Source organism: Celerinatantimonas yamalensis (genome assembly GCF_046054155.1).
Lineage (GTDB): Bacteria > Pseudomonadota > Gammaproteobacteria > Enterobacterales > Celerinatantimonadaceae > Celerinatantimonas > Celerinatantimonas yamalensis.
This window is the reverse complement of the sequence record NZ_JBEQCT010000001.1, coordinates 221,858-245,227: the sequence shown is the minus strand read 5'-3', so window position 1 is coordinate 245,227 and position 23,370 is coordinate 221,858. Positions and strand designations below refer to the sequence as shown.

17 protein-coding genes and 2 pseudogenes are annotated in these 23,370 nt (G+C 45.1%); 9 read left to right on the top strand and 10 right to left on the bottom strand.

Translation table 11 applies throughout. The annotated features are described in order from the left end of the window. Window positions 1-78 precede the first annotated feature (78 nt). A complete protein-coding gene (fabB, locus tag ABUE30_RS01215) occupies window positions 79-1,296 on the bottom strand; it encodes a beta-ketoacyl-ACP synthase I (protein WP_408621863.1) in 1,218 nt (405 codons plus the stop codon). A 140-nt stretch (window positions 1,297-1,436) separates the two neighbouring features. Here fabB and mnmC point away from each other — a divergent pair, with 140 nt between their 5' ends. From mnmC to ABUE30_RS01200, 3 genes are all read left to right on the top strand, one after another. Beyond that, entirely contained in the window at window positions 1,437-3,461 is a 2,025-nt protein-coding gene (gene mnmC / locus ABUE30_RS01210; protein ID WP_408621862.1) for a bifunctional tRNA (5-methylaminomethyl-2-thiouridine)(34)-methyltransferase MnmD/FAD-dependent 5-carboxymethylaminomethyl-2-thiouridine(34) oxidoreductase MnmC, read from the top strand. A 529-nt stretch (window positions 3,462-3,990) separates the two neighbouring features. Beyond that, window positions 3,991-5,070, top strand: a complete 1,080-nt coding sequence (locus tag ABUE30_RS01205; protein ID WP_408621861.1) for a response regulator — start codon at window positions 3,991-3,993, stop codon at window positions 5,068-5,070. Further along, window positions 5,067-6,068 (top strand): GGDEF domain-containing protein, encoded by a 1,002-nt coding sequence (locus ABUE30_RS01200; protein ID WP_408621860.1) that lies wholly within the window; start codon window positions 5,067-5,069, stop codon window positions 6,066-6,068. Before ABUE30_RS01205 ends, ABUE30_RS01200 begins: the two co-directional genes overlap by 4 nt. Here the strand turns inward: ABUE30_RS01200 and ABUE30_RS01195 are convergent. The 3 genes from ABUE30_RS01195 to prmB form a co-directional block, all read right to left on the bottom strand. Further along, on the bottom strand, window positions 6,065-6,586 hold the full coding sequence (locus tag ABUE30_RS01195; RefSeq protein ID WP_408621859.1) for an elongation factor P hydroxylase: 522 nt from the start codon (window positions 6,584-6,586) through the stop codon (window positions 6,065-6,067). The genes ABUE30_RS01200 and ABUE30_RS01195 overlap by 4 nt on opposite strands. 99 nt (window positions 6,587-6,685) lie before the next feature. Further along, window positions 6,686-7,774: a chorismate synthase gene (gene aroC, locus ABUE30_RS01190; protein WP_408621858.1), complete on the bottom strand. Its 1,089-nt coding sequence runs from the start codon at window positions 7,772-7,774 to the stop codon at window positions 6,686-6,688. 24 nt (window positions 7,775-7,798) lie between these two features. Then, window positions 7,799-8,716, bottom strand: coding sequence for a 50S ribosomal protein L3 N(5)-glutamine methyltransferase (gene prmB, locus ABUE30_RS01185; protein WP_408621857.1), 918 nt, complete (start codon window positions 8,714-8,716; stop codon window positions 7,799-7,801). A gap of 56 nt (window positions 8,717-8,772) precedes the next feature. Here prmB and smrB point away from each other — a divergent pair, with 56 nt between their 5' ends. After that, a complete protein-coding gene (smrB, locus tag ABUE30_RS01180; protein WP_408621856.1) occupies window positions 8,773-9,303 on the top strand; it encodes an endonuclease SmrB in 531 nt (176 codons plus the stop codon). A 56-nt stretch (window positions 9,304-9,359) separates the two neighbouring features. On the opposite strand, the gene ABUE30_RS01175 is transcribed toward smrB, so the two are convergent. After that, window positions 9,360-9,572, bottom strand: coding sequence for a DUF1107 family protein (locus tag ABUE30_RS01175; protein WP_408621855.1), 213 nt, complete (start codon window positions 9,570-9,572; stop codon window positions 9,360-9,362). A gap of 503 nt (window positions 9,573-10,075) precedes the next feature. On the opposite strand from ABUE30_RS01175, the gene ABUE30_RS01170 reads away from it, so the two are divergent. Beyond that, a complete protein-coding gene (locus ABUE30_RS01170; protein WP_408621854.1) occupies window positions 10,076-11,173 on the top strand; it encodes a glycerol dehydrogenase in 1,098 nt (365 codons plus the stop codon). Between the two features lie 66 nt (window positions 11,174-11,239). On the opposite strand, the gene sixA is transcribed toward ABUE30_RS01170, so the two are convergent. After that, on the bottom strand, window positions 11,240-11,692 hold the full coding sequence (gene sixA, locus ABUE30_RS01165; RefSeq protein WP_408621853.1) for a phosphohistidine phosphatase SixA: 453 nt from the start codon (window positions 11,690-11,692) through the stop codon (window positions 11,240-11,242). 137 nt (window positions 11,693-11,829) lie between these two features. Between sixA and ABUE30_RS01160 the strand changes: the two genes are divergently transcribed. Continuing rightward, window positions 11,830-14,604, top strand: coding sequence for an insulinase family protein (locus ABUE30_RS01160; RefSeq protein ID WP_408621852.1), 2,775 nt, complete (start codon window positions 11,830-11,832; stop codon window positions 14,602-14,604). 126 nt (window positions 14,605-14,730) lie between these two features. After that, window positions 14,731-15,960 carry a multidrug effflux MFS transporter gene (locus ABUE30_RS01155; protein WP_408621851.1) on the top strand — a complete coding sequence of 410 codons (1,230 nt, stop codon included), beginning with the start codon at window positions 14,731-14,733 and terminating at the stop codon, window positions 15,958-15,960. Window positions 15,961-16,101: 141 nt separating this feature from the next. On the opposite strand, the gene ABUE30_RS01150 is transcribed toward ABUE30_RS01155, so the two are convergent. The 3 genes and pseudogenes from ABUE30_RS01150 to ABUE30_RS01140 form a co-directional block, all read right to left on the bottom strand. Further along, the gene (locus ABUE30_RS01150; RefSeq protein WP_408621850.1) at window positions 16,102-16,716 is read right to left on the bottom strand and encodes an HAD family hydrolase; all 615 of its coding nucleotides are present in this window, start codon (window positions 16,714-16,716) and stop codon (window positions 16,102-16,104) included. 410 nt (window positions 16,717-17,126) lie between these two features. Next, entirely contained in the window at window positions 17,127-18,575 is a 1,449-nt protein-coding gene (locus ABUE30_RS01145; RefSeq protein ID WP_408621849.1) for an anion permease, read from the bottom strand. Window positions 18,576-18,896: 321 nt separating this feature from the next. Beyond that, a pseudogene (locus tag ABUE30_RS01140) lies at window positions 18,897-19,711 on the bottom strand (ISAs1 family transposase); the annotation flags it as partial. Window positions 19,712-20,039: 328 nt separating this feature from the next. Here ABUE30_RS01140 and ABUE30_RS01135 point away from each other — a divergent pair. Together ABUE30_RS01135 and ABUE30_RS01130 are read left to right on the top strand one after the other, a co-directional pair. Continuing rightward, window positions 20,040-20,882: a carbon-nitrogen hydrolase family protein gene (locus ABUE30_RS01135; RefSeq protein ID WP_408621848.1), complete on the top strand. Its 843-nt coding sequence runs from the start codon at window positions 20,040-20,042 to the stop codon at window positions 20,880-20,882. After that, window positions 20,858-21,657 (top strand): annotated as a pseudogene (locus ABUE30_RS01130) (thioesterase II family protein). The gene ABUE30_RS01135 and the pseudogene ABUE30_RS01130 overlap by 25 nt, the downstream one beginning before the upstream one ends. Window positions 21,658-21,684: 27 nt before the next feature. On the opposite strand, the gene ABUE30_RS01125 reads toward ABUE30_RS01130, so the two are convergent. Beyond that, window positions 21,685-23,331 (bottom strand): methyl-accepting chemotaxis protein, encoded by a 1,647-nt coding sequence (locus ABUE30_RS01125; protein WP_408621847.1) that lies wholly within the window; start codon window positions 23,329-23,331, stop codon window positions 21,685-21,687. Window positions 23,332-23,370: the final 39 nt, after the last annotated feature.

Below are 23,370 nucleotides of genomic sequence, written 5' to 3'. Positions count from 1 at the left end.
TAGCTCGTTAACATTTGCATGAGCTAATCGTAAAAAAGGCTACCTAAGGTAGCCTTTTCTGATGTCTTTGCTTAGTTATTAGTCAACATAACGATGGAAGACTAATGTGGCATTGGTGCCGCCAAACCCAAAACTATTTGACATGACCTGATTGAGCTTCGCATCACTGGCTTCATTTTGCACAATATTTAAACCTTTGGCATGCTCATCTAGCTGCTCGATATTAATGGATGGCGAAACAAAGTCGTTTTCCATCATCAATAGTGAGTAGATCGCCTCATGGACACCCGCTGCGCCTAGTGCATGGCCAGTTTGTGATTTAGTTGAACTAATCAGTGGGCTTTGTCCGGCAAAAACCTCTTGAACAGCGCCTAATTCTTTCACATCACCCACTTGCGTTGACGTTCCATGGGTATTTAAATAGTCAATCGGGTCATTTAGCCCTTGCATCGCTTGACGCATACAGCGCACGGCACCTTCACCCGATGGCGCGACCATATCGTAACCATCAGAAGTTGCGCCGTAACCAACCACTTCGGCATAGATTTTAGCACCGCGAGCTAGAGCGTGTTCAAGCTCTTCAACGACCACAATTCCGCCGCCGCCAGAAATCACAAAACCATCTCGCGAAGCGTCATAGGTACGGGATGCTTTGGCTGGGGTATCATTAAATTTAGTCGATAACGCACCCATTGCATCAAACTCCATAGCCAGAGTCCAATGAACCTCTTCCCCCCCCCCTGCGAAGACAATGTCTTGTTTCCCCATTTGGATCTGTTCAAATGCGGTGCCAATACAATGCGCCGAGGTTGCACATGCCGAACTCATCGAATAATTCACGCCAAGGATCTTAAACGGCGTGGCTAAGCATGCTGAGGTAGTACTGGACATGGTGCGTGGGACCATGTAAGGCCCAACCCGTTTCACGCCTTTTTCGCGAAGAATATCAGCGGCTTCCACTTGGTTTTTTGAGGATGCTCCACCGGAGCCGACGATTAACCCAGTACGCTCTGACGACACCTGTTCATCAGCTAAGCCTGCATCGTCAATCGCTTGTTGCATCGCCAAATAGGAGTAAGCCGCAGCATCACCCATAAAGCGATAAACTTTACGGTTAATATGTTCGGCTGGATTAATATCGGGGACTCCCCATACCTGACTGCGCAATTTCATTTGCTCAAATTCGTCAGAATGAGTAATTCCTGACCGACCAGTCTTTAAAGACTCGAGTACTTCTTCTTTATTGTTACCGATACTGGATATAATACCCAAACCGGTGATTACGGCTCTTTTCATCAGACGATCTCAATCGTTTTTAAATATAAGTATACGCTCAGAAGTAACGTTTCCATATCGCTACTTTAAGTTTTGTGTGGAAGATTACAGGTGTATGCCGATAATTTCCAGTCTAATGCCAGCTTATTACGAGGTGCACAGTGGTAACAGCCATTCATTCAGCCGAAGTCCAGTGGAACGAACAAGGTTTGCCGATTGCTCAACAGTTCGATGATGTTTACTTTTCTAACCAAGATGGCTTGGCTGAAACTCGCTATGTTTTTTTAGCACAAAACCAACTCCCCATGCGCTGGCAGGCGCATTTATTGACCACATTTGTGATCGCTGAATCAGGATTTGGCAGTGGCTTAAACTTTTTAGCAAGCTGGCATTGTTATAACCAGTTAGCGCCCCACTTGCGACCTAATGTGCTGCACTTTATTAGTTTCGAGAAATATCCATTACAAAAAAGTGATTTGGCTCAAACCTTACGCCATTGGCCAGAACTTGCTCGCTATGCAGAGCAACTAATTGCCCATTATCCGAGTACTTTCAGTGAAGGTTGTCAACGGCTGACCTTCGAAGGTGGCCAGATCATCTTAGATTTATGGCTCGGAGATATACATGAATCACTCAAGCAGCTCCCTCAAAGTGATCAAGGTTTAGTCGATTGCTGGTTTTTAGACGGGTTTGCACCGAGTAAAAATCCACAGATGTGGAGCCAACCACTCTTTAATGCCATGGCCCGTCTCAGTCGTAACGATGCAACATTTGCCACGTTCACCGCAGCTGGATTTGTTCGCAGAGGGCTTATAGAAGCGGGCTTTCACGTCAAAAAAGTTGCTGGATTTGGTCGCAAACGAGAGATGCTTTGTGGCGTGCGATCAGCTCATCATCCCATTCCCACTGCCGCGCCATGGTTTCAACGCCCCTATCCTCAAACTTGTGAACAGGTTGGTATCATTGGAGCAGGAATCGCTGGGGCGAGCATCAGTTTAGCATTGGCCAAACGCGGTATTGCGCATCGTTTGTTTGATCAAGCAACAGGCCCTGCCCAAGGGGCCTCTGGGAATCGTCAAGGTGCCATCTATCCACTGCTTCACCCTGAACAAACGGCACTGAGCGAGTTTTTTATCAGTGCCTTTCACTATAATCGTCAAACCATCTTGCAATTGCTCGACCAAGGTTACCCAATACGCCATCAATTTTGTGGGGTAATGCAACTAGGATATAACGAGCGCTCATGCAAACGAATCGCAAAAATTACCAAAATGGGCTGGCCCAACGATTTAGCCACGCCAGTCGATGCCCAGACAGCGAGTATCCAGTTAGGTCTTCCTGTGGAGCATGGTGGGCTTTACTATCCGCAAGCGGGGTGGGCTTGTCCTCATGATCTAGTCAACGCAATGCTTAATTTTGCCCAGCAACAAGGCGCAGCTGACATTTGTTATCAGCATACCCTCAGCCATTGGCAAGCTCAGAGTGATGGAACAATTAAGTTAGAGTTCATCGATAAGCCGCCGCAATATGTTAAACAGCTTATCTTATGTAATGGTCCCGATGTGACTAACTTTACACTAGCTGCAGCATTACCCATTACGCCTGTTCGGGGACAAGTTACTCACTTAGCAACCAATCATCAGTTAACTCAGCTACAGCATGTGCTATGTTATGCAGGTTACCTCACTCCAGCTAATGCGGGCAGCCACTGCATTGGCGCCACTCACCAGCGAGAGAACCGAGACTGCCAGTTATATAGCGATGACACACAAGCAAATTTTGCCGCTCTGCGCCAGTGTATTAAACAATCATGGACCGATAAACTCAATACCGATGACAGTATTGGACGTGCGTCAGTACGAGCCACTGTACGAGACCACTTACCGTTGATGGGGCCACTCCCCGATCTTGACTTACTGTTCAAAGATTACAGTTTACATCAAGCAGCACTGCAACAAACAGCACCTAAATTACCACTACATCAAAACGTTTATGTCTTAGCGGGTCTAGGAGCTCGTGGTGTGACCAGTGCGCCGTTGTTGGGTGAACTCATCGCCGCCGAATTAACCGCCGCCCCCTCACCCGTTAGCCAGTCAGTATTAGATGCACTGCATCCAGCACGGTTTTGGGTCAGACGACTACTTCGAGGCCAGCCCGTATTGCCACCGAACACACCTCAGCGCTAAGATGTGTTGGTAATGGCAGCGTTCGAGTTATCCTGCAGCTCGAGCGCCCATCACCTTAGCTATCTCTTTTGCAGCGAATCTCACCGAGCTTGTAGTGAGTCGGTTTTAGTGGCCAACAAAATAGGATAAGCCTCGTACTCAGGGTAAACACACCTTAATCCTTGCATGATCCACCACTACATCGAACGATGAAACGGTCCAAATCATCGAGCGCTATGCTTATCCTCACTAAATTTGACCCACAGAACAGTTATCCCAATTTGGAGTAACCGATGTCATCGATGCTATCATTACAATCGTGACCAGGGCTCACCGATGAATGTGACTCAGACGACTATCATTGAAACTATCACTACTCAGACCACATTAAATTTGATGGATTTTTTAGACAATGCCATATATTGAAGTCTATGCTTGAATGAAATACAAGAAGACGCAACCAGTGATTGGTCAATCGTCTGTTGATTACCATCCTTAGTGTCATGTGTGGATGGTAGGCGCTTTAGAATCAGCAATAATATGGGGTATCATGACCTTACCAATATTAATATGTGATGACTCAAAATTTGCTCAAAAGCAGATGGCTCGAGCACTACCAGAGCAATGGGATATTCAAATTAGTTATGCCAAGGATGGTGTAGAAGGGTTAGATATTATCCGCCAAGGACAAGGTGAAGTGGTCTTTCTTGATCTTAACATGCCAAATCTTGACGGCTACGGCGTGTTGGAAGCCGTGCAATCCGAAGACTTACCCGCACTGATTATTGTGGTTTCCGGTGATATTCAGCCCCAAGCGTATACTCGCGTCACTCAGCTCGGCGCACTTGATTTCATCAAAAAGCCCTCTAGCAAAGGGACTATTCGTGATATTTTGCTGCGCTATGGGATTGCCACTGAAGATGAACTTAGGGAAGTGACCCCACCCCCGGAAACTAAACCTCAAAGTGACCCAGTGCCAGCAGAAAAAAGCATCATCAGTGAGAGCCCAAGAGATGATGATCAAATCATTGACTACCGCGATCAGTACCAAGAAATAGCCAACGTTGCGATGGGACGAGCAGGTGATCTGTTAGCCCGAATGCTCGGAGCCTTCGTCGTATTACCTATTCCTAATGTTAATATTTTAGCGATCAGTGAATTGCACATGGCGCTTAATGCGGTCGCGGAAGATGATTCGATATCCGCTGTTTGCCAAGGTTATATCGGCTCAGGTATCAATGGCGAAGCACTATTGCTGTTTCATGATTCCAGTTTTGAAGATCTCGCACAGTTGATGCGTTATGACGGGGCACTCGATGATGGCGGACAACTCGAAGTATTGATGGATGTTGCTAACATCTTAATTGGTGCGTGTTTAAAAGGTATTGCCGACCAACTGGATATGAATTTTTCACAGGGTCATCCAGTGGTATTGGGTCAACATACCAATATTAGTGACCTCATTGAAGCAAGCACCCGCCGCTGGCAACGTAAAACGCTCGCCATTGAAATCAACTATCAGATTGAAAATCACAATATCAAATGCGATCTATTGCTGCTGTTTACGGAAGACTCTCTACCGATAATGAACAATAAACTAATTTATATGCTGGAAGGGAGTAAGGCATGACAACGCCAAACATTCAGGTCGATTTGAAAGATTTCCATTGGATGTTGGAGATGATCCAGACCATTGATGTTGGATTAATTGTTTTAGATAAGCAATACAATATCCAGACATGGAACACCTTTATGGAGGCTCACAGTGGGCTAAGGCCAGATCAGGCACAAGGAAAAAATATTTTCACGCTATTTCCAGCTTTGCCCGAAACATGGCTGCGCAACAAAGTCGATACCGTATTTATGCTGAATAATCGCTCCTTTACCACTTGGGAGCAGCGTCCTCACGTATTTAAATTTCGCAATTATCGGCCAATCACAGGCATGGCTGAATATATGTATCAAAATATGACTATTATTCCATTGCGCTCACTCACTGGTGATATTTCTCATGTGAGCTTAATTTTGTATGATGTCACCGATGTTGCCATCAATAAGATGCAGTTGGAAAAAGCCAACACTGAGCTTTCACAAGTTAGTCGTACTGACGGTTTAACTCAACTGAATAACCGCCGTTATTGGGAAGAGCGGGCTGAGCAAGAATATAATCGTAATCTTCGCACCAAACAGCCCTGCTCTATGGTGATGTTTGATATCGATCATTTTAAACGGGTTAATGATACCTATGGCCATTTGGCTGGGGATCAAGTCATTAGACAAACTGCAGCTATTTTAAAAGAGACGATGCGCAATACTGATATTGCAGGGCGTTACGGCGGCGAAGAATTTGTGGTGATCTTGATTGATACCTCGCAAGAAAATGCGCTAGTATTTTGTGAACGACTGAGAAAACACATTGAAGAGAGTGTAGTTCAATGGGAAAACGAAGCGATCAAATTCACTATCAGCCTCGGAGTCTGTGAGTTACACGAGCAGTTTTCAAACTATCAAGTATGGCTAGAAAAGGCTGATAATGCGCTCTACAAAAGTAAAGAGGGGGGGCGAAATAGAACCACCAAGGCACAACTCGTCACGCCCCCTAACCCATCCACCGAATCAGGCAACTAAATAGCTTTTAATACCTGTTCAATCGCCCCATGAGTCGTATAAAATTGAGTGAGTGCATCAATAAACAACTGGGCACGTTTGGGAAATCCTTGTTGCTGATAGCAACGTAGCTGTTGACCCACATGATGCTGGAATAAGCGCCAATCACCCGCATCACTGCCCAAGTTATCCACGCTAACTCGAAACTTAAAGTTAGCGGCCAGAGAAAAAGCCCATTCAAGCGCTTGCGGCTTGATTTCTACTTTCTCAAATTCTTGCTGTTGCTCTGCGCTGCGTCCATCAGGCTCATACCAATAACCATAATCATCCATTAAACGCCTCTTTGGGCCAGCAATACACCAATGTGCGATTTCATGCAAGGCACTGGCATAAAAGCCATGGGCAAAGATCACTTGATGACAGTCATCAACCGATCGTGCAGCTTGGTAGAATGGCTCATCATCACCGCGAACTAAGCGCGTCTGATAAGCCATAAAAGTTATATTAAATAGTTCAATCAGATCATCAGATTGATGCATCTATTGCTCCTTCAACCGCGCAGATATGGCGTCTATCGATAACCCTATCATAAAAAATGCGGCTAGCGCCGCAGTCAATCCTCAGTCAAAAACAACGAACTATGAAAGCTGTGGGGTGGTCGTCTGCACATCCGCATTTTGACCACGATGTCTCAGATAATGGTCCATCAATACGATAGCCAACATCGCTTCGGCAATGGGTACTGCGCGAATTCCAACACATGGATCATGACGACCTTTGGTCACCACTTCAGTGGCCTTGCCATCAACATCAATCGTTGCGCCTGGCACAGTAATACTAGACGTTGGTTTAAGGGCAAGGTGGGCAATAATATCTTGCCCAGATGAAATGCCACCTAACACACCACCTGCGTGATTACTCGCAAATCCTTGCGGCGTTAACGCATCCCGATGTTTGCTTCCATGTTGCTCAACCACATCAAATCCATCCCCAATAGATACCCCTTTCACAGCATTGATACTCATCAATGCGTGCGCGATGTCAGCATCTAACCTATCAAATACCGGTTCACCTAAGCCAACAGGCACCCCACTCGCCACAACGGTTATCTTCGCCCCAATCGAATCTCCCTGCTTTTTGAGATCACGCATAAATGCATCAAGCTGAGGTAACTGTTGCTCATCAGGAAAGAAAAATGGATTTTCATTCACTTGTGACCAATCTACTTGCTGTGCTTTAATCGGTCCAAGCTGGCTTAAATAGCCACGGACTTCAATCCCAAGATGCTGCTTCAAGTAAGCTTTAGCAATAGCTCCTGCGGCAACGCGCATAGCGGTTTCACGGGCAGATGATCGCCCACCACCGCGGTAATCCCGCACACCATATTTTTGGTGATATGTATAATCAGCATGACCCGGTCGAAACAGCTGACTTATAGCCGAATAATCTTTAGAACGTTGATCGGTATTTTCAATCAATAAACCAATTGATGTCCCCGTTGTTTCACCTTCAAACACACCGGAGAGGATCTGGACACTATCGGGTTCGCGACGAGCAGTGGTATAACGCGATGTGCCGGGTCGGCGTCGGTCAAGTTCGTGTTGAATTTGTGCCGCATCAATCGCCAATCCACTTGGACACCCATCAATAATACAACCTAATGCCACTCCATGACTTTCGCCAAAGGTTGTCACCCGAAAATGTTGGCCAATACTATTTCCTGCCATGTCCGCCTCTATCTGGATAATTCGTTAAAATTCGCTAGCATGCGCCAGCAATTGCTCTCGAGTAATGGCAAAAACACCATGCCCACCATTGGCAAACGCCAACCAAGTAAATGGCACCTGCGGATATTGCGCCTCAAGATGAACCTGACTATTGCCAACTTCAACAATCAGCACGCCATCGTCGGTCAGGTGATCAGCGCCTTGACGCAATATTTGCCGTGTGAGCGCTAAGCCATCGACACCAGAGGCCAAGCCAAGCTCAGGTTCATGACAAAACTCTTCAGGTAAATGCGCCATGTCCACTTCATCTACATACGGTGGATTACTCACAATCAAGTCATAACGTTGACCGCTTAGCTGACTAAATCCATCCGATTGGATCGGAAACACTTGCTGCTCTACCCCATGATTCTGAATATTGATCTCAGCGACTGCCAACGCATCAACTGAAATATCAACCGCATCCACTTCGGCATTAGGGAACGCATACCCGCAAGCAATGGCAATGCAACCACTTCCGGTACATAAGTCCAAAATACGTTTGGGCTCGTGGCGTAACCAAGGTTGAAATTGTTGTTCAATCAATTCAGCAATCGGCGAGCGTGGTACCAAAACCCGCTCGTCAACAAAAAATTCTAATCCAGCAAACCATGACTTATGTGTCAAATAGGCGACTGGCACACGCTCTTTCACTCGGCGAATCACTAACTCCACCAACATCTGCCGTTCACTTTTAGTCAATCGCGCTTCTTTCACGTCTTGACCTATCTCTAACGGCAAACACAATGATGGAAAGATCAATTGAATAGCTTCATCCCAAGCATTGTCAGTCCCATGACCATAATAGAGATTGGCATAATTGAAGTGGCTGACAGCCCAGCGCAACATATCTTGAATGGTGTGAAGCTCACTCACCGCTTCTTCGACAAAAATCTTTTCCAATTTAACTCCGAGATTGCGTACAATCAGATGTATGAATGTGTCATTTTAGCCGTGTTATGCCCAAAAAAACCGTTGCAAATGCCGATTCGACTCTTTTTCAAGAGGCGATGAATGGGGTTCGACCATTAGAACAAGATAAAATACGGCCAGAACCGCCTCGGATCAAGCAAAAAAGACCTAATATAGGTCAATTAAATCAGCAGATAAGCCAACAATCTTATTATTTTTCAGATGAATACAGCCCTCTTTTGCCAGAAGAAGGGCCGATGCGCTGGCTCGCCGAAACAACCGAACCCAATGAGCTAAAAAAACTCCGGCGAGGTCAGTATGCCCCAGAAATATTTTTGGATCTGCATGGTTTAACACAGCAGCAAGCCAAGCAAGAGCTCGCCGCAATGCTACACGCATGTTTAAAATATCGACTCAATATTGCGAGCGTTATGCATGGCCATGGGCAAAATATTCTTAAACAACGTGTTCCCCAATGGTTAGCACAACATCCAGATGTCGCAGCATTTCATCAGGCCCCGCTTGAATGGGGCGGTAACAGCGCTCTGCTCATTTTAGTCCAATTGCCAAGAAACTAATATCAAGTCCTAAAAGAAAGGCCAGCGTATAGCTGGCCCAGTACATTGCTTTGCAGCTATGCTGCCTCGTCCTGACTAAACCGCTCAATACAGCGATTTATCTCGGCCACCGTCTGTCGGTGTTTATCAGTGCGATAATCACTGAGCATAACTAATTTACCTTGTTCAAAGGCATAAGCACCACGTCCTTGAATATAAATGCGACCCTTAAAAAAGGCTTTCACATAGCGTGCGATATGCTTGGGAGAATATTTCTTAAAAATTTTCATACACGTTTAACCTGCCTTTAAGGAAATACCCGAGAAGCCGTTCTCAGCCACTTCATCGAAATACACAAAACATTGTAGATATCCCTGTTAACAGCATTCAATTTTGCCTCGTGTATATATCTTAGATATATATACCACTAAAAGTTCATTCGAGGTCTGAATCTATATGATAAATGTGATCCATTTTTGACAATTAAGTGACCAATGCACAATCCTCTATAGCTTTTAAGCCTTTGATCACAGTTCTCAAACCCGAACATTGACTTGAGATAAATTCATATATCAAGCAAATAGCTTGAGGTAAATTTGATCTCGATCAGCCATTCACGTATCCCACAGCGTAGTGTGGTTGTAGGGCTGTTTGTTACGACTATATAAAGCAAATTCTCGGAGGACACTTCATCAAAGAACGAGTAACGAGTATAGATGTCACTCATTCACTGTACCGATGAACGGCTTGCAGCCATCTAACACTAGACTAACTATAGGATGAAGGAGTACCCATGAGTCAAATAATCTACTCATCACCTGCAAAATATATCCAAGGCTACGATATTTTACGACAGTTGGGTGACCAACTAAAATTAATGGGCGACCATGCGCTCCTTGTCGCCGATGATATCGTTTGGAAAATCGTCGCTGATACATGTGATGTTTCATTAAAAGAAAGCGGTATGAATTACGCTTACGACCAATTTAATGGTGAAGTATCCGACCAAGAAATTACTCGGCTAGTCGAGGTTGCCAATCGCGAACAAACGCAAATGGTCGTTGGCATTGGCGGAGGAAAAACATTAGACACCGTCAAAGCTGTTGCCGATGATTTAGGCCAACCGGTCATCATTGTTCCGACTGTCGCTTCAACGGATGCACCATGTAGTGCTCTATCGGTGATCTATACCGAAACTGGTGAATTTGATAGTTATCGTTTTTATCGCAAAAACCCAGATCTTGTTTTCGTTGATACCAAAGTTTGTGTTCAGGCACCGGCTCGGCTATTTGCCTCTGGGATTGCCGATGGCCTAGCTACCTACATCGAAGCACAAGCCGTACTTCGCAGTCATGCCGACTCGATGGTCGGTGCGCGCCCATCAATAGCTGGGGTCGCAATCGCTCGCGCCTGCCAAGAAACTTTGCTCACTCACGGCCTTAATGCGTATAAAGCAGTCTGTCAAAAGTTAGTTACCCCGGCGGTTGAAGCCGTGATTGAAGCCAATACATTACTCTCAGGGCTTGGCTTTGAAAATGCTGGATTGGCGGGTGCACATGCAATTCACAATGGATTTACCGCCTTAAGCGGCGATGTTCATCATCTGACACACGGTGAAAAAGTCGCTTATGGAACATTAACCCAGATGGTTTTGGAAAATCGTAGCGACGTAGAACTTGAACAGTTTATTCGTTTCTATCGTAGTATTCATATGCCCACCACATTAAAAGAGATGCATTTGGAACATGAATCATATGAACAACTGCTAAAAGTTGGTGAACTAGCTCGTTCACCAGGTGACACGTTGGGTAATTTGGACGCCGGATTAACCGCAAGCGATATTGCACAAGCCATTTTAGCCGTCGATGCAATTAGCCAAACAATTGTCTAAATCAATGAAATAAAAAAAATAACATAGGTGCCGGCGCCATTGCGCGGACCCTTGTTTGGGTACGGGTTAAGCAGGATGCTCTAATGCCACAAGTTTACTTTGACTAGTCGTCAAATGAATATGTGCAATGGCAGCTGTAGCAAACAATGGCGCCCCAGCTGAAGGAACAAATTCTTGCACCAAATATCCCACTAACGGTAAATGGGAAATAACCAAGATCTGACTATCTGCTGCAAATTCGTCCACTAAGGCAGATACCGCTTTCGCATCACCATCAGGGGTTAATTCATTTAACGTAATCACACGGCTTGGCTCGCTAAACGCACTGCTGGCCTCTTCCCAAGTTTGCTGTGCTCGCACAAAAGGACTCACCAACACATAATCAAACTGCGCTGTCTTCGTTGCCAGTTGTGTCGCCATCATCTTCACTTGAGCGCGACCATCAGCCGTGAGCTCTCGCTCACTATCACGTTTTGCAACCATGCCAGCTTGACCGTGGCGCATGACATAAATATCCATCGCATTATTACCTGTGATGCTAAAATTAAGTACATGTTACTCCGAGTTAGCGTAACATAAAACCGGTTGCATAAAATCATCAAGGTTGATTGCATGTCAGCGTCGACCCATTGATAATAAAATGAAATAAACGAATAATGGAGCGTTCATTGCGAACCAGCCCAAATGATTCTCGAAACTATCAGCTGATAACGCTTGATAACGGCTTGCGAGCCCTATTGATTAGCGATCCTCAAGTGCAAAAGTCAGCCGCATCTCTAGCCGTCAATGTCGGCCATTTTGATGATCCACAAGATCGGCAAGGACTTGCCCATTTTCTTGAACATATGCTGTTTTTGGGAACCGATAAATATCCTCATGCTGGCGAATATCAACAGTTTATCAATCATCATGGGGGAAGTAATAACGCATGGACTGGAACCGAATACACCAACTATTTTTTCGATATTGATTCACCATGGTTTGAAGCCGCGCTCGATCGCTTTAGTCAATTCTTTATCTCGCCACGTTTTATACCTGAACTAGTTGATAAAGAACGCCAAGCGGTCCACTCAGAGTATCATTTGAAAATTCAAGATGATGTGCGTCGCCTCTATCAAGTTCATAAAGAAACGGTTAATCCCGACCATCCATTTAGCAAGTTTTCGGTCGGGTCATTAGACACTCTCGCCGATCGTCCTGATGCCTCTGTTCGTGATGATTTAATCTCATTTTATCAGCAACAATATTCTGCTGATCGAATGACATTAGTATTGATGAGCCATCACTCACTTGAAGAACTTAACCAATGGCTGAGCTACTTTACTGAAATTACACGCAGATCTTGGCCTGTGCGCCAACTTCCCCAACTTCTACGTGAGCAAGACCAAGGGTTGTTTATCAGTATTCAGCCAGTGAAGGAAGTTCGCCAACTAACGCTCTCTTTTACTTTTCAAGAATCAGTACGACAGCTCTACCATAATAAACCCTTAGAATACTTAGCTCACATCATTGGTTATGAAGGACAAGGCAGCCTCATCGCGAAGCTGCGTCAAACTGGGTTAATTCAAACGATGGCTGCTGGCGGGGGCATCAGTGGAGCTGATTTTCGAGAGTTCACCTTAAGCTATCAGCTTAACGAAGCAGGTTTAAACGAGATTGATGCCATCATTGAAGCCACATTTGATTATTTAAGACTCATCGCCTTAAACGGTATTGAAATGTGGCGCTACCGTGAAAAGCAGCAGGTATTAGAGCATGCCCTTCACTTTCAAGAACGGCTGCGAGCCATTGACCTGGTGTCTCATCTAGCAATTAATTTGCATTATTTTGCCCCTGAAGATGTATTAGTTGGGGATTATTTAATGACACAGTTCGATCGTGTTGAAATTTGTCATTTTCTCGAACAAATGACTCCTCAGCGGATGCGGGTCACTTTAGTTGCGCCAGATCTTAAAACAACGCGCTGTGCCAATTGGTACCATACGCCCTATCATGTACAAGCTTTAAGCAACGAGCAGCTTGCCCGTTGGCAAGCCCCTCACGCTCACCAATTAACACTGCCACCCGAGAATCCTTTTATCAATTCACCGCCAAGTCAGCTAATCTTGAATGATATAACCGATAAACCACAGCTATTGATTGATATTGAAGGTTTTCGCCTATGGCATCAACAAGATGGTGAATTTCCTCTGCCTAAAGGGCATATTTACCTCTCGGTTGACTCGGCAGTTGCGGTTCAGTCGGTTCACCATATCGCTTGCAGCCGATTAGCGGTTGAACTGATTCTTGATCATCTAAATGAGGTGACCTATCAAGCCGAAATAGCCGGGATGGGCTATCAATTTTATGCGCATCAAGGTGGCTTTACCATCCATACAGCTGGCTTTAATGCTCGACAATTTGATCTGTTAAAAATGATCCTCAATGGGCGATTATTTGGTCAATATAACCCACAGCGTTTTGATGTGATAAAAAAACAGTTACAAAGAAACTGGCAAAATCAACGTCAGATCAAGCCAATTAATCAGCTGTTTCATCAACTGACGGCGCTACTACAACCTAACAATCCAACTGGGCCACAGTTAGCGGCTGCACTTGCGTCGATCCAACTGGAGCAGATGCCAGAATTTATAGCCAATCTGTATCAAAAAGTACATATTGAGACACTCGTCTATGGGAGTTGGTCAAAACTACAGGCTATAGAGATAAGTGAGTATATTCAGCGCGAGTTGGCTCCTCAAAGTCGCCCAGCGGATGAAACGCCCCGTCAATTAGTTAGCATCAGTGGCATGCAAACGCTTGTCTATGAGCACCCCTGCCCATCTCATAGTGACTCAGCACTTTTGATGTATTTTCAAAGTGCACAAGCTAATTCTAAACAGATTGCATTGTTCACTTTCTGTAACCATTTAATGTCCTCAACATTTTTCTATGAGCTTCGAACCAAACAGCAACTCGGATATATCGTTGGTAATGGCAACTTACCACTTAATCGCCATCCAGGTTTATTGTTTTATATTCAATCACCCCATGCCTCACCCACGCAGATGCGAGAAGCTATCGATGAATTTATTGATAATTTTCCTTTACTGATCCACGAGTTAAGTGGCCAAGAATGGGGGGACGCAAAAAGTGGTTTAGCCAGTCAGATTTTAGAACGCGAGTCGAATATGCGAACCCGCGCTCGGCGCTATTGGGTCAGTATTGGTAACAAAGATGAAGATTTTGACCAACGGCAAAAAGTAGTTGATGAGTTGATGAGTCTCACTCGCGCTGAGCTGATGCGATTTACCATTGGATTAAAAAGTCCTCATCGCGATCGTATGATCCTCTACACAACAGGAGCAAAACAAGAACAATCCTGCATTCAAGGCGATCGCATCGAATCAATTGAGCATTTTCATGCAAGTGCCCAGCGATTTGTGTATTAACCTTGTTGATAACGGCCGTATAGCTTATACCTATGCGGTCTCAGAGGAACAGATCAAGCGATACATAGCTATGCACAACTTTTACGTCTTCCACACTTTAAACTTATAATCAAAATAAGGAATGTTATGAAAACAGCTGGCTGTTTGCCACAAACACGAATCCATTATGCACTTATTTTAGGTTGTCTTTCAGCTTTAGGGCCGTTGTACACTGATCTGTATTTACCAGCATTACCCCAGATCACACATGATTTTCTTACAACCTCATCAGCAACGCAGTTAAGCTTAACAGCCACCCTGATTGGACTGGGATTAGGGCAACTAATCTTCGGTCCTTTAAGTGACCGGTTAGGACGGCGTCCGCCTTTACTCATCTCTTTACTTATCCTAGTTGTTGCATCATGGACGTGCTACTTTGCCGTGAATGTTGAACAGCTGATTTTAGCTCGCTTTATCCAAGGTGTGATGGGATCGGGCGGCGTTGTGATTAGCCGGGCAATTGCTCGAGACAAGTATCAAAGCTCAGCATTAACGCAATTTTTTGCACTACTGATGATGATTAATGGCATCGCCCCCATTATCGCGCCTGTTGTCGGAGGGATTTTGCTGACATGGCTCAATTGGCGAGACATTTTTATGGTACTTGGCATTGCAAGCAGCTTATTACTGATTTTTAGCCACTTTCAAATCAGCGAAACCTTACCCAAACCACTGCGACACAAAGGAAGCTTTATCAGTGTCTTTGGTCAGTTAGGAAATTTAGTGTTGCAACGCCGTTTTATCGGTCTGTGCTTAACACAGGGGTTTATTTTAGCTGGTATGTTTGCCTATATTGGAGCGTCCTCTTTTGTACTCCAGGAGCACTATCATCTGTCCGCACAGCTATATAGCTTATGCTTTGCTGCCAATGGATTAGGGCTCATCATCGCCGCACAAATAAGTGCTCGTCTCGCCAAACGCTGGGGAGAACTAGTCGTTTTAAAAGGCGTATTAATCTTAGCCATTACAAGCGCAGCTCTTTTGGTTGTAATCGGTTTTATCGACGCGTCATTGTGGTTGCTCTTACCCATTTTATTTATCACCATTAGCGTCAACAGCATGATTGGGACAACTGGCACAATGCTAGCCATGCAAGAAGTTCCTGCGCAAAGTGGAGGGAGTGCTTCAGCCCTACTCGGTGCATGCATGTTTGTATTAGGTGGGATCAGTGCCCCTCTAAGTGGGTTAGGTGGCAGCTCAACAGCAGCAATGGCCATCACTATATTTGGGTGCTACGCTATTGCATTTATTATTTTTACTTGTTTAATTGGCTGGAGAGAACCCATTCCACCAGTTGATGAGTGCATTAAACAATAAATTAAGATTGGTTCTCATCAACTCAACATAAATAACTCTTTCTATACAATACGACGCAATAGTACTAGGCTTGGTGATATTAAAAAGCCTAGTACTGACTTGAGCCATGATAATAAAAAGACAATTCGCAGAAGATAGCGATTAATCCATTTGCACACCTAACGCGCGAAGATCAGTTTCTAATTGCGTTGACGAGCGAAAATGAATACCGTGCATCCCTGCATTTTGACACCCTTGAATATTCGCCATGAGGTCATCGGTAAAAACGGATTCGGCAGGGTTGAGTTGGTAGGTATTTAACAGGTATTGATAAATAACCGGATCTGGTTTTAAACACCCGACATCAGCCGATACCACTTCACCATGAAAATATGGCCAAAAATCATAGCGTTGTTTAATAAAACTAACAATTTCCGGCACATTATCTGTTAAAGTGTATAACTGATAACCTGCCTGATGAAGCCGTTTGAGTAAGTCAACCTGTCCATAAATGAGGATCTGTGAATTGACTAAATAGTAAAACAAGCGATTTAACTCATCGTCTGAAAAATTCATCTGCTCTTGCAACTGCTGACGTACTTGCAACTGTGTATAAACCCCTCGATTATAATCTAACCACAATGAACTTTGAAAAATATTAGCCGCCAGCGATGCACCATCAACCTGCTCGCCGAAAGTGAGTCGAATAATTTCCAGTGGTGACCAGCGCACCATGACATTGCCAATATCAAACACAATATTACGAATAGTCGGCATACTTATGAACCTCTCTTCAATTAAATCAATTTATGACTATTATTCATGCCGCAGATGACATCCCTATAAATCCCCAAATAAAGATGAATAACGCTCACGGTAGTTGTGAGCAAAAAGATTCCAGTCCGTCAATGACGGTGTGGGTAAAGTATATACGCTAGAACTAGAAGAAGACTCCAAAACAAGTGGCGGCCCCTGGCCATTCAAGGCTAATCGAATCATTATGCCGAAGCCGCCAAGGGCATCATAGCCAATACCACTAAGTGAGACAAATGAATTACTGCTCACCTTCAAAACTTACGGAAATTAATGATTAAACATTGATAGCCTCCTTAGAGGCTATCAATTTCAGATGGCGTGAATGACTTCATCTGAACCCTATCAAGTCATCCATCAGAACCGTCACCACGTTAAAACACCACGTGTAACCACGGGAGACCAAGTCCTAACCATACAACTAGATAAAGCGTGCCAAAAATTGCACCTAACTTCCACCACAATGGCCCAGGAATAAAACCACTGCCGTAGTAGACAGGACTAGGCCCCGTCCCATAAGGTGTAATAATCCCCATCAGACCTAACATCGGCATTAGCAAAAAGATAAACATATGCATATTAAGCCCCGGTATCCCAGAAGCTGCAGCCAAAATAACCGGCAATAGCGCTGTTGTATGAGCGGTGACACTGGCGAATAAATAGTGCAATAAATAGAAAATCAACGCTAAGACCAACATGGCCATGGTTGGATTCATCCCCCCGATCTGACTTCCCACCAGCTGGCCAAACCATTTTACAAATCCAACCTTACTCAGGCCACCAGCTAACGCAACTAATGTTGCAAACCACACCAGTGTATTCCAAGCTGATTTATTGCTTAGGATGTCGTCCCAAGTTAAAATTTTACAGGTTAACATCAAAATAACGACCAGCAGCCCTACTAGAGCTCCCGCCATATATTGCCCCGCAAAAATCCATAACAGCAGAGCCATCACGACAAAACAGAGTAACAACAACTCATTACGGCTCAATTTTCCCATCTGCACCAATTCTTTGCCAGCCCATTCACAGACCGCTGAGCCTGATTTAATTTCAGGTGGACACAGCCAGTAACTGAGTAAAGGGACCAACAATAAAAGGAGTGCGCACACAGGGCCAGCGGCTAAAAACCAATCACTCCAACTGATCACAATGCCCGTTGCAGACTCAGTCAGAGCTACTGCTAGTAAATTAGGCGCCAGTGCGGTTAGAAACATTGAACTGGTCACACATGTAGTCGCAATTGCAGTCCACATCAGATAAGTCCCAATGCGTTTACGGCTTTCATCGTCAGGATTAGAATCATACAAAGGGGGAAGATTACGAATAATTGGAAATATGGTGCCACCGCTGCGAGCTGTATTGGATGGCGTAAAAGGAGCTAAAATCAGATCTGCAATCATGATGGCATAACCAAGGGTAAGACTACGTTTTCCCATTGTTTTAACCAACCAAAGTGCGATACGTCGACCCAGCCCAGTCTTTTCATAGCCAAGTGCAAACATAAATGCACCGAAGATTAACCAAACAGTCCCGTTAGTAAATCCTGACACCACCCAGCTGAAGGCAGCTTTCGCAGCATGAAAATGCGGGTCTGCCAGTTGCGTAGGAGAAAATAACGCCCAGTGATTCAATAGTCCGATTAGCACAACCCCTATCAACCCTACGACCGCACCCGGTAGCGGTTCGAAAATAAGCCCCACTACACATCCGATAAAAATAGCGAAGTATCGCCATGCATACGCATCAAGCCCTGCTGGGGCCGGAAGGACAGCTATCACGATAGCAACCAGCAGTGGCGCTAAATTTTTAATCCATCTCATGGCTTATTCCTATTGCAAGAAATTTGTGAGTGAAGACAATCAAAGATACACATCAACATATCGTTACCAACCACTATTCATGAACAATCTCACCAAGTTGTTGACGGCCATCAAAAAGCACTTTGATAATCAGTCTAATTGTCATAATTGATATCGTTGTCAAATTTTGGATGGCGCGCTATGACGTCTTGTCTGTATAAGCTAACCAAATCACAGATTGCGAAAGGCATTGACTTAAAAGAAAGTAGTGCGTTACATCGACGTTTAAACATGGATGAGAATAGGAACTAGCTACAAATCCATGTGGCTTTATAGCTAGGGGGTCTATACTGCCTTTTCCATTGATACTTCGATGGCGCTCTACGGCAATAATGCTTCGTATCGTCGGCCATTTTTGAGCAAGTCCTTCGGGTAGTATTGCTTTTAACTGAAATACATATCGTTCTTCTTGGCGACCATGATGTTTTTCTTTGATTTCAGTAACGATTTTTTCTTTTCCGGCGTCGAAAACGGCTTGAAATTTCTCCACAACCGCTTTTCTGAGTTTCGGTTGGTTGTTTTTCACTTGGATCACAACATGGGCCTTTTTCTCTGCAATTTTATCGAGGGTTTCTCGCTGACAATGCAGCGCATCAATAGTAATTGATACTGCCCTTTACATGAATAACATCAAGCAGTTGGCGCACAACATTGATCTCACCATTTTTAGTCGCTGTCGGCTTCTGGCTTAAAACGAGACCACGCTCAGTGTCATAAGCGGTCACCAGCTGTAACGCTTTTTTGCTGTCATTTCGGTACGAGCCACGTAGGACTTTTCCATCAAATGCGATGACAGGCTTATTTTGGCTAGTTCTTTGTTCGTTAATCCAACAAGCAAACGCTTCAAGTAACGACTCAGCAACGACTGAACGCAGGATGCGTGCGATGGTATGTCAACGTGGAATACCATTTTCAAATGGACGATACTTTCTCAACCAGTCGAGTTTTTCTTCGCCATATAGTTCAATATCTTGCCAACCTTCACACCTCGATGCGATGGCGCTGATAACGAGGAACATGACGTCGATAAGGTCCTGTTTTTGATTAATGTCTGAGCGAGTATCTTTGACTACAGATAGATGTTCTATTAGGTTCAAAATGGCTGAATGAATGAGGGCTTTCCGATATTAGATCATATTCGCTAACAAAGTGCGATCCCGCCCTGATCCTTGGTAATTTCGAAAGATGATCCGGCGACGGAAGGCTATATCGAACGGTATAAGCACTGGACGCGTGTGACAATGGACATTCATTTGATCGAACTGAATGAAGGCGGGCACTATTTCATGCGGACACAACCTGAAAAGGTCGCTGAATTAGTCAAGTACACATTGTTTTAGTCAAGTGCATGTTTTAGTTCGTGACATTTTGATTTACGATCAGCCGACACGTTGTCGTGTCGGCTTTTTTCAAAGGAATGCAAATATGGAAAGTCAATTGAGACCATATCCGGACAAAACATTGCGGGTAGCTGTTGCGCAGGCGCAGCCATATGCGGGGGATATTCGTGCCAATGTCCGTCAGTCCGTCGCGTTGATCCGGCAAGCTGCGGAACAAGAGGCCAGAGTCGTCCTGCTGCCGGAAAAATTTCTCAGCGGTTACGAGCCGGATCTGATCAAATCAAATCCTGAAGCATATGCAATCAGTCCGCATGATGAACGGCTTGAACCCATCGCTGCTGCTTGTCGCGAGTCCGGTGTGACGGCGATCGTCGGTGCGGCGACATGGCAGGCGGATCGGGTCTACATTAGTTCGGTGTGTTTCAATGAACAGGGGGAGCGCATCATGGACTACCATAAGCGTGCGCTTTTCAGTGGCGAAGCGGATTTCTTTACTCCGGGCAGTGAAGCCGGCGTTCTGCATATTGACGGATGGAAACTGGGGCTTGCCATCTGTTATGACTCAGGATTTGCAGAACATGCGCGATCCGCGGCGGTCGACGGCTGCCATGCTTATCTGGTGAGTGCCTTGTTCAGTCAGGGGAACGGTTATCATGAATCTCGGATCTGGATGCCGGCCCGGGCGCTCGACAATACGATGTATGTCCTGATGTCGAATCATGTCGGTACCACGGGGGGATGGCCCGCTTGCGGTGCCAGTGCGATTTGGGGGCCTTACGGCAATCTGATTGCAGAAGCGCATGAAAGTGAACCCGGTGTCGTTGTGGCCGAACTCGATCCTGAAATTTTGAAACAAATGCGATGCAAAGAAACGATGCTCAATGATTTTGTGAATCGGTATTCATGCTTGTCGCCAACTGTGGCTTGATGATGAAACTGAATATCAAAAGTAAGCACTGGGTGCGCCAATACCATGCCGCACCACCGGGAGCACGTTGTCTGATCTGTCTGCCTCATGCCGGAGGCGCAGCGAATTATTTTCAGCCGTTATCCGCCGCGTTATCGCCGGATATTGCGGTTTTTTCCATTCAGTATCCGGGGCGTCAGGACCGGATGAGAGAACCGTTGATCACCAGTCTGTCGAATTACGTGCTGGAAATCGCCCATGTCATTGAGGCTGAGCCGGGGTTCTCTCTGTCGCTGATGGGCCATAGCATGGGGCCGTGATGGCTTTCGAGCTGGCGTTTGAACTGAAACGCAAAGGGATATCCGTGGATACGCTTTTTCTATCAAGCCAAGCGCCCGGACATCGTCCGGATAAAGAGATGTTACATCGGTATGATGATGAGTATCTGATTCATGCCTTATTAAAATTTGGCGAGCAGAATTCGGAACTGCTCAGCGATCCTGATTTCAGCAGCTTGCTCCTGCCGATCATGCGGGCGGATCTGACGACGATTGAAACCCACCGATTGTCCCCAGATAAAAAACTTGAAGGGACGACCATCTTTGCTTTGGGAGGCGATCGGGATATCCCTGCGACGACGGATGACATGCGTCAGTGGCAGGAGAGAACCACCGGAGCATTTTATCAGCACGAATTTCAGGGAGGGCATTTTTATATGCAGGAAAATATCCCTCAGATCAGCCATTTGATAAAGAGTGGCATTGACCTGGTCAAGTTCCTGGATACCGAGAAGTGATTATTACCTTTATAGATAGCTTGATCGTTACACCTTGAATTTACCAGTTAACGCATTGAGCTGATGATACATTGCCACCAGTTTGCTACACGCTTGTTCCACATTGGATGATTGATTTAAGCTATCTTGAGCTAGCGCTTCCATGTCTGTAATATAGTGTTGCATCTGGGTTGCACTATGACTTTGTTCATCAGTGACAGAAGCGATTTGTCCCGCAATCTCTTTGACGCCAACCATCGCGACCATCATAGCATTGATCGCATGTTTGGTTTCTTCACTCGAATCTCGTGTCTGTAGCGACTGCTCAGCGGCTTGTTGCATGGTTGCAACGGCGGCCTTCACGCTGTCGTCTAGATTACTAATCATCTCCTTCACATCATCAGTCGAATGTTGAGTTTTGCTTGCTAACGCTCGCACTTCATCGGCGACCACGGCAAAGCCACGTCCTGATTCACCGGCTCGAGCGGCTTCAATCGCCGCATTTAGAGCCAACAGATTGGTTTGTTCAGCAATCCCACTGATCACTGTGAGTACGCTACCAATTTTAACTGTCACCTCTTCAATTCGCGAAATCGCAGCTGTCGCGTTGTTCACGCTTTCATTGAGAACTTTAATGCTATCGCCGGTCACTTCAACCTGAGATTGCCCACGCATCGCATCATGGTGAGCTTGTTGAGTCAGCTCAGCTGCCTCGCTGGTACGATCAGAAATCGATTGAATTGAGTGATTCATCTCTCGACTTGCCTGCGCAACCTGATTCATCATCTCAGTCTGGGTTTTTTGAGATGTACTTGCTTGACGGGATAATTGGCCAATATTTTGCACTTCGTCACCGCTATCGCGAGTGTGCTCAACCACTTGTTTAACTAATTCACGCAATTGATTTATAAATTGATCAAGGTAGCGTCCCAGTTGCCCAAGCTCGTCACGACGTGCAATCGCCATTTGTTGCGTGAGATCACCACCGCCTTTGGCCAACGTTTTAATTTGGTTGATAATATTTCCCAAATCGCGAGTGATCAACGATGGGAAAAACACCAGTAGCCATAAACAAAGAACTAATGCAATGGTGGCTAACGTCAACTGTCCAATACGAAAACTAACATGCATCGCTTCTAATAATTTTGCACGACTATTAGCCTCTTCATAAATAAGAGCAGCAATTTGATCCAAATAGTCACGAGACTGATTAAATAATTCTTCCCCTTCCTTATATGAAAGCGCAACCGCGACGCTTCGTCCAGCTCGCGTATCAGTAGAGCGTTCTTGTTCAATACGCTCTGTCATCTGTCGCCATTTTGGATACACTTGCCAAAACTGAGCTAGAAGCTCTTTTACTTTGTCAGGTGGGTTATAGTTATCCAACTTTTTGATCCGCTGTTCTACTTGAAGGATATTTTCTTGATGCATTTTTTGCATGGCTTGGTAATTAGAACTACCAACTTTTAGCATTAACAAACTTCGTTCGGCAACCCAAGCTTGATGAAAATCGCGATCAGCTTGTTGAACAAGATTTAAGGAGGGGAGTTCTCGAGTCGTAACAATTGAAATAGCCTCTGCCTGCTGGTTTTCAGAATACAGACTCCGACCCGCCAATATCAATACAAACAATATAATAATCCCTATCGGGATTGTCAGTTTCCAACGAAAACCTATATCACGGAAAAAAAGCACGCGATAGCCTCCCCTTTCTCATCATGGTTTGTGAAATTG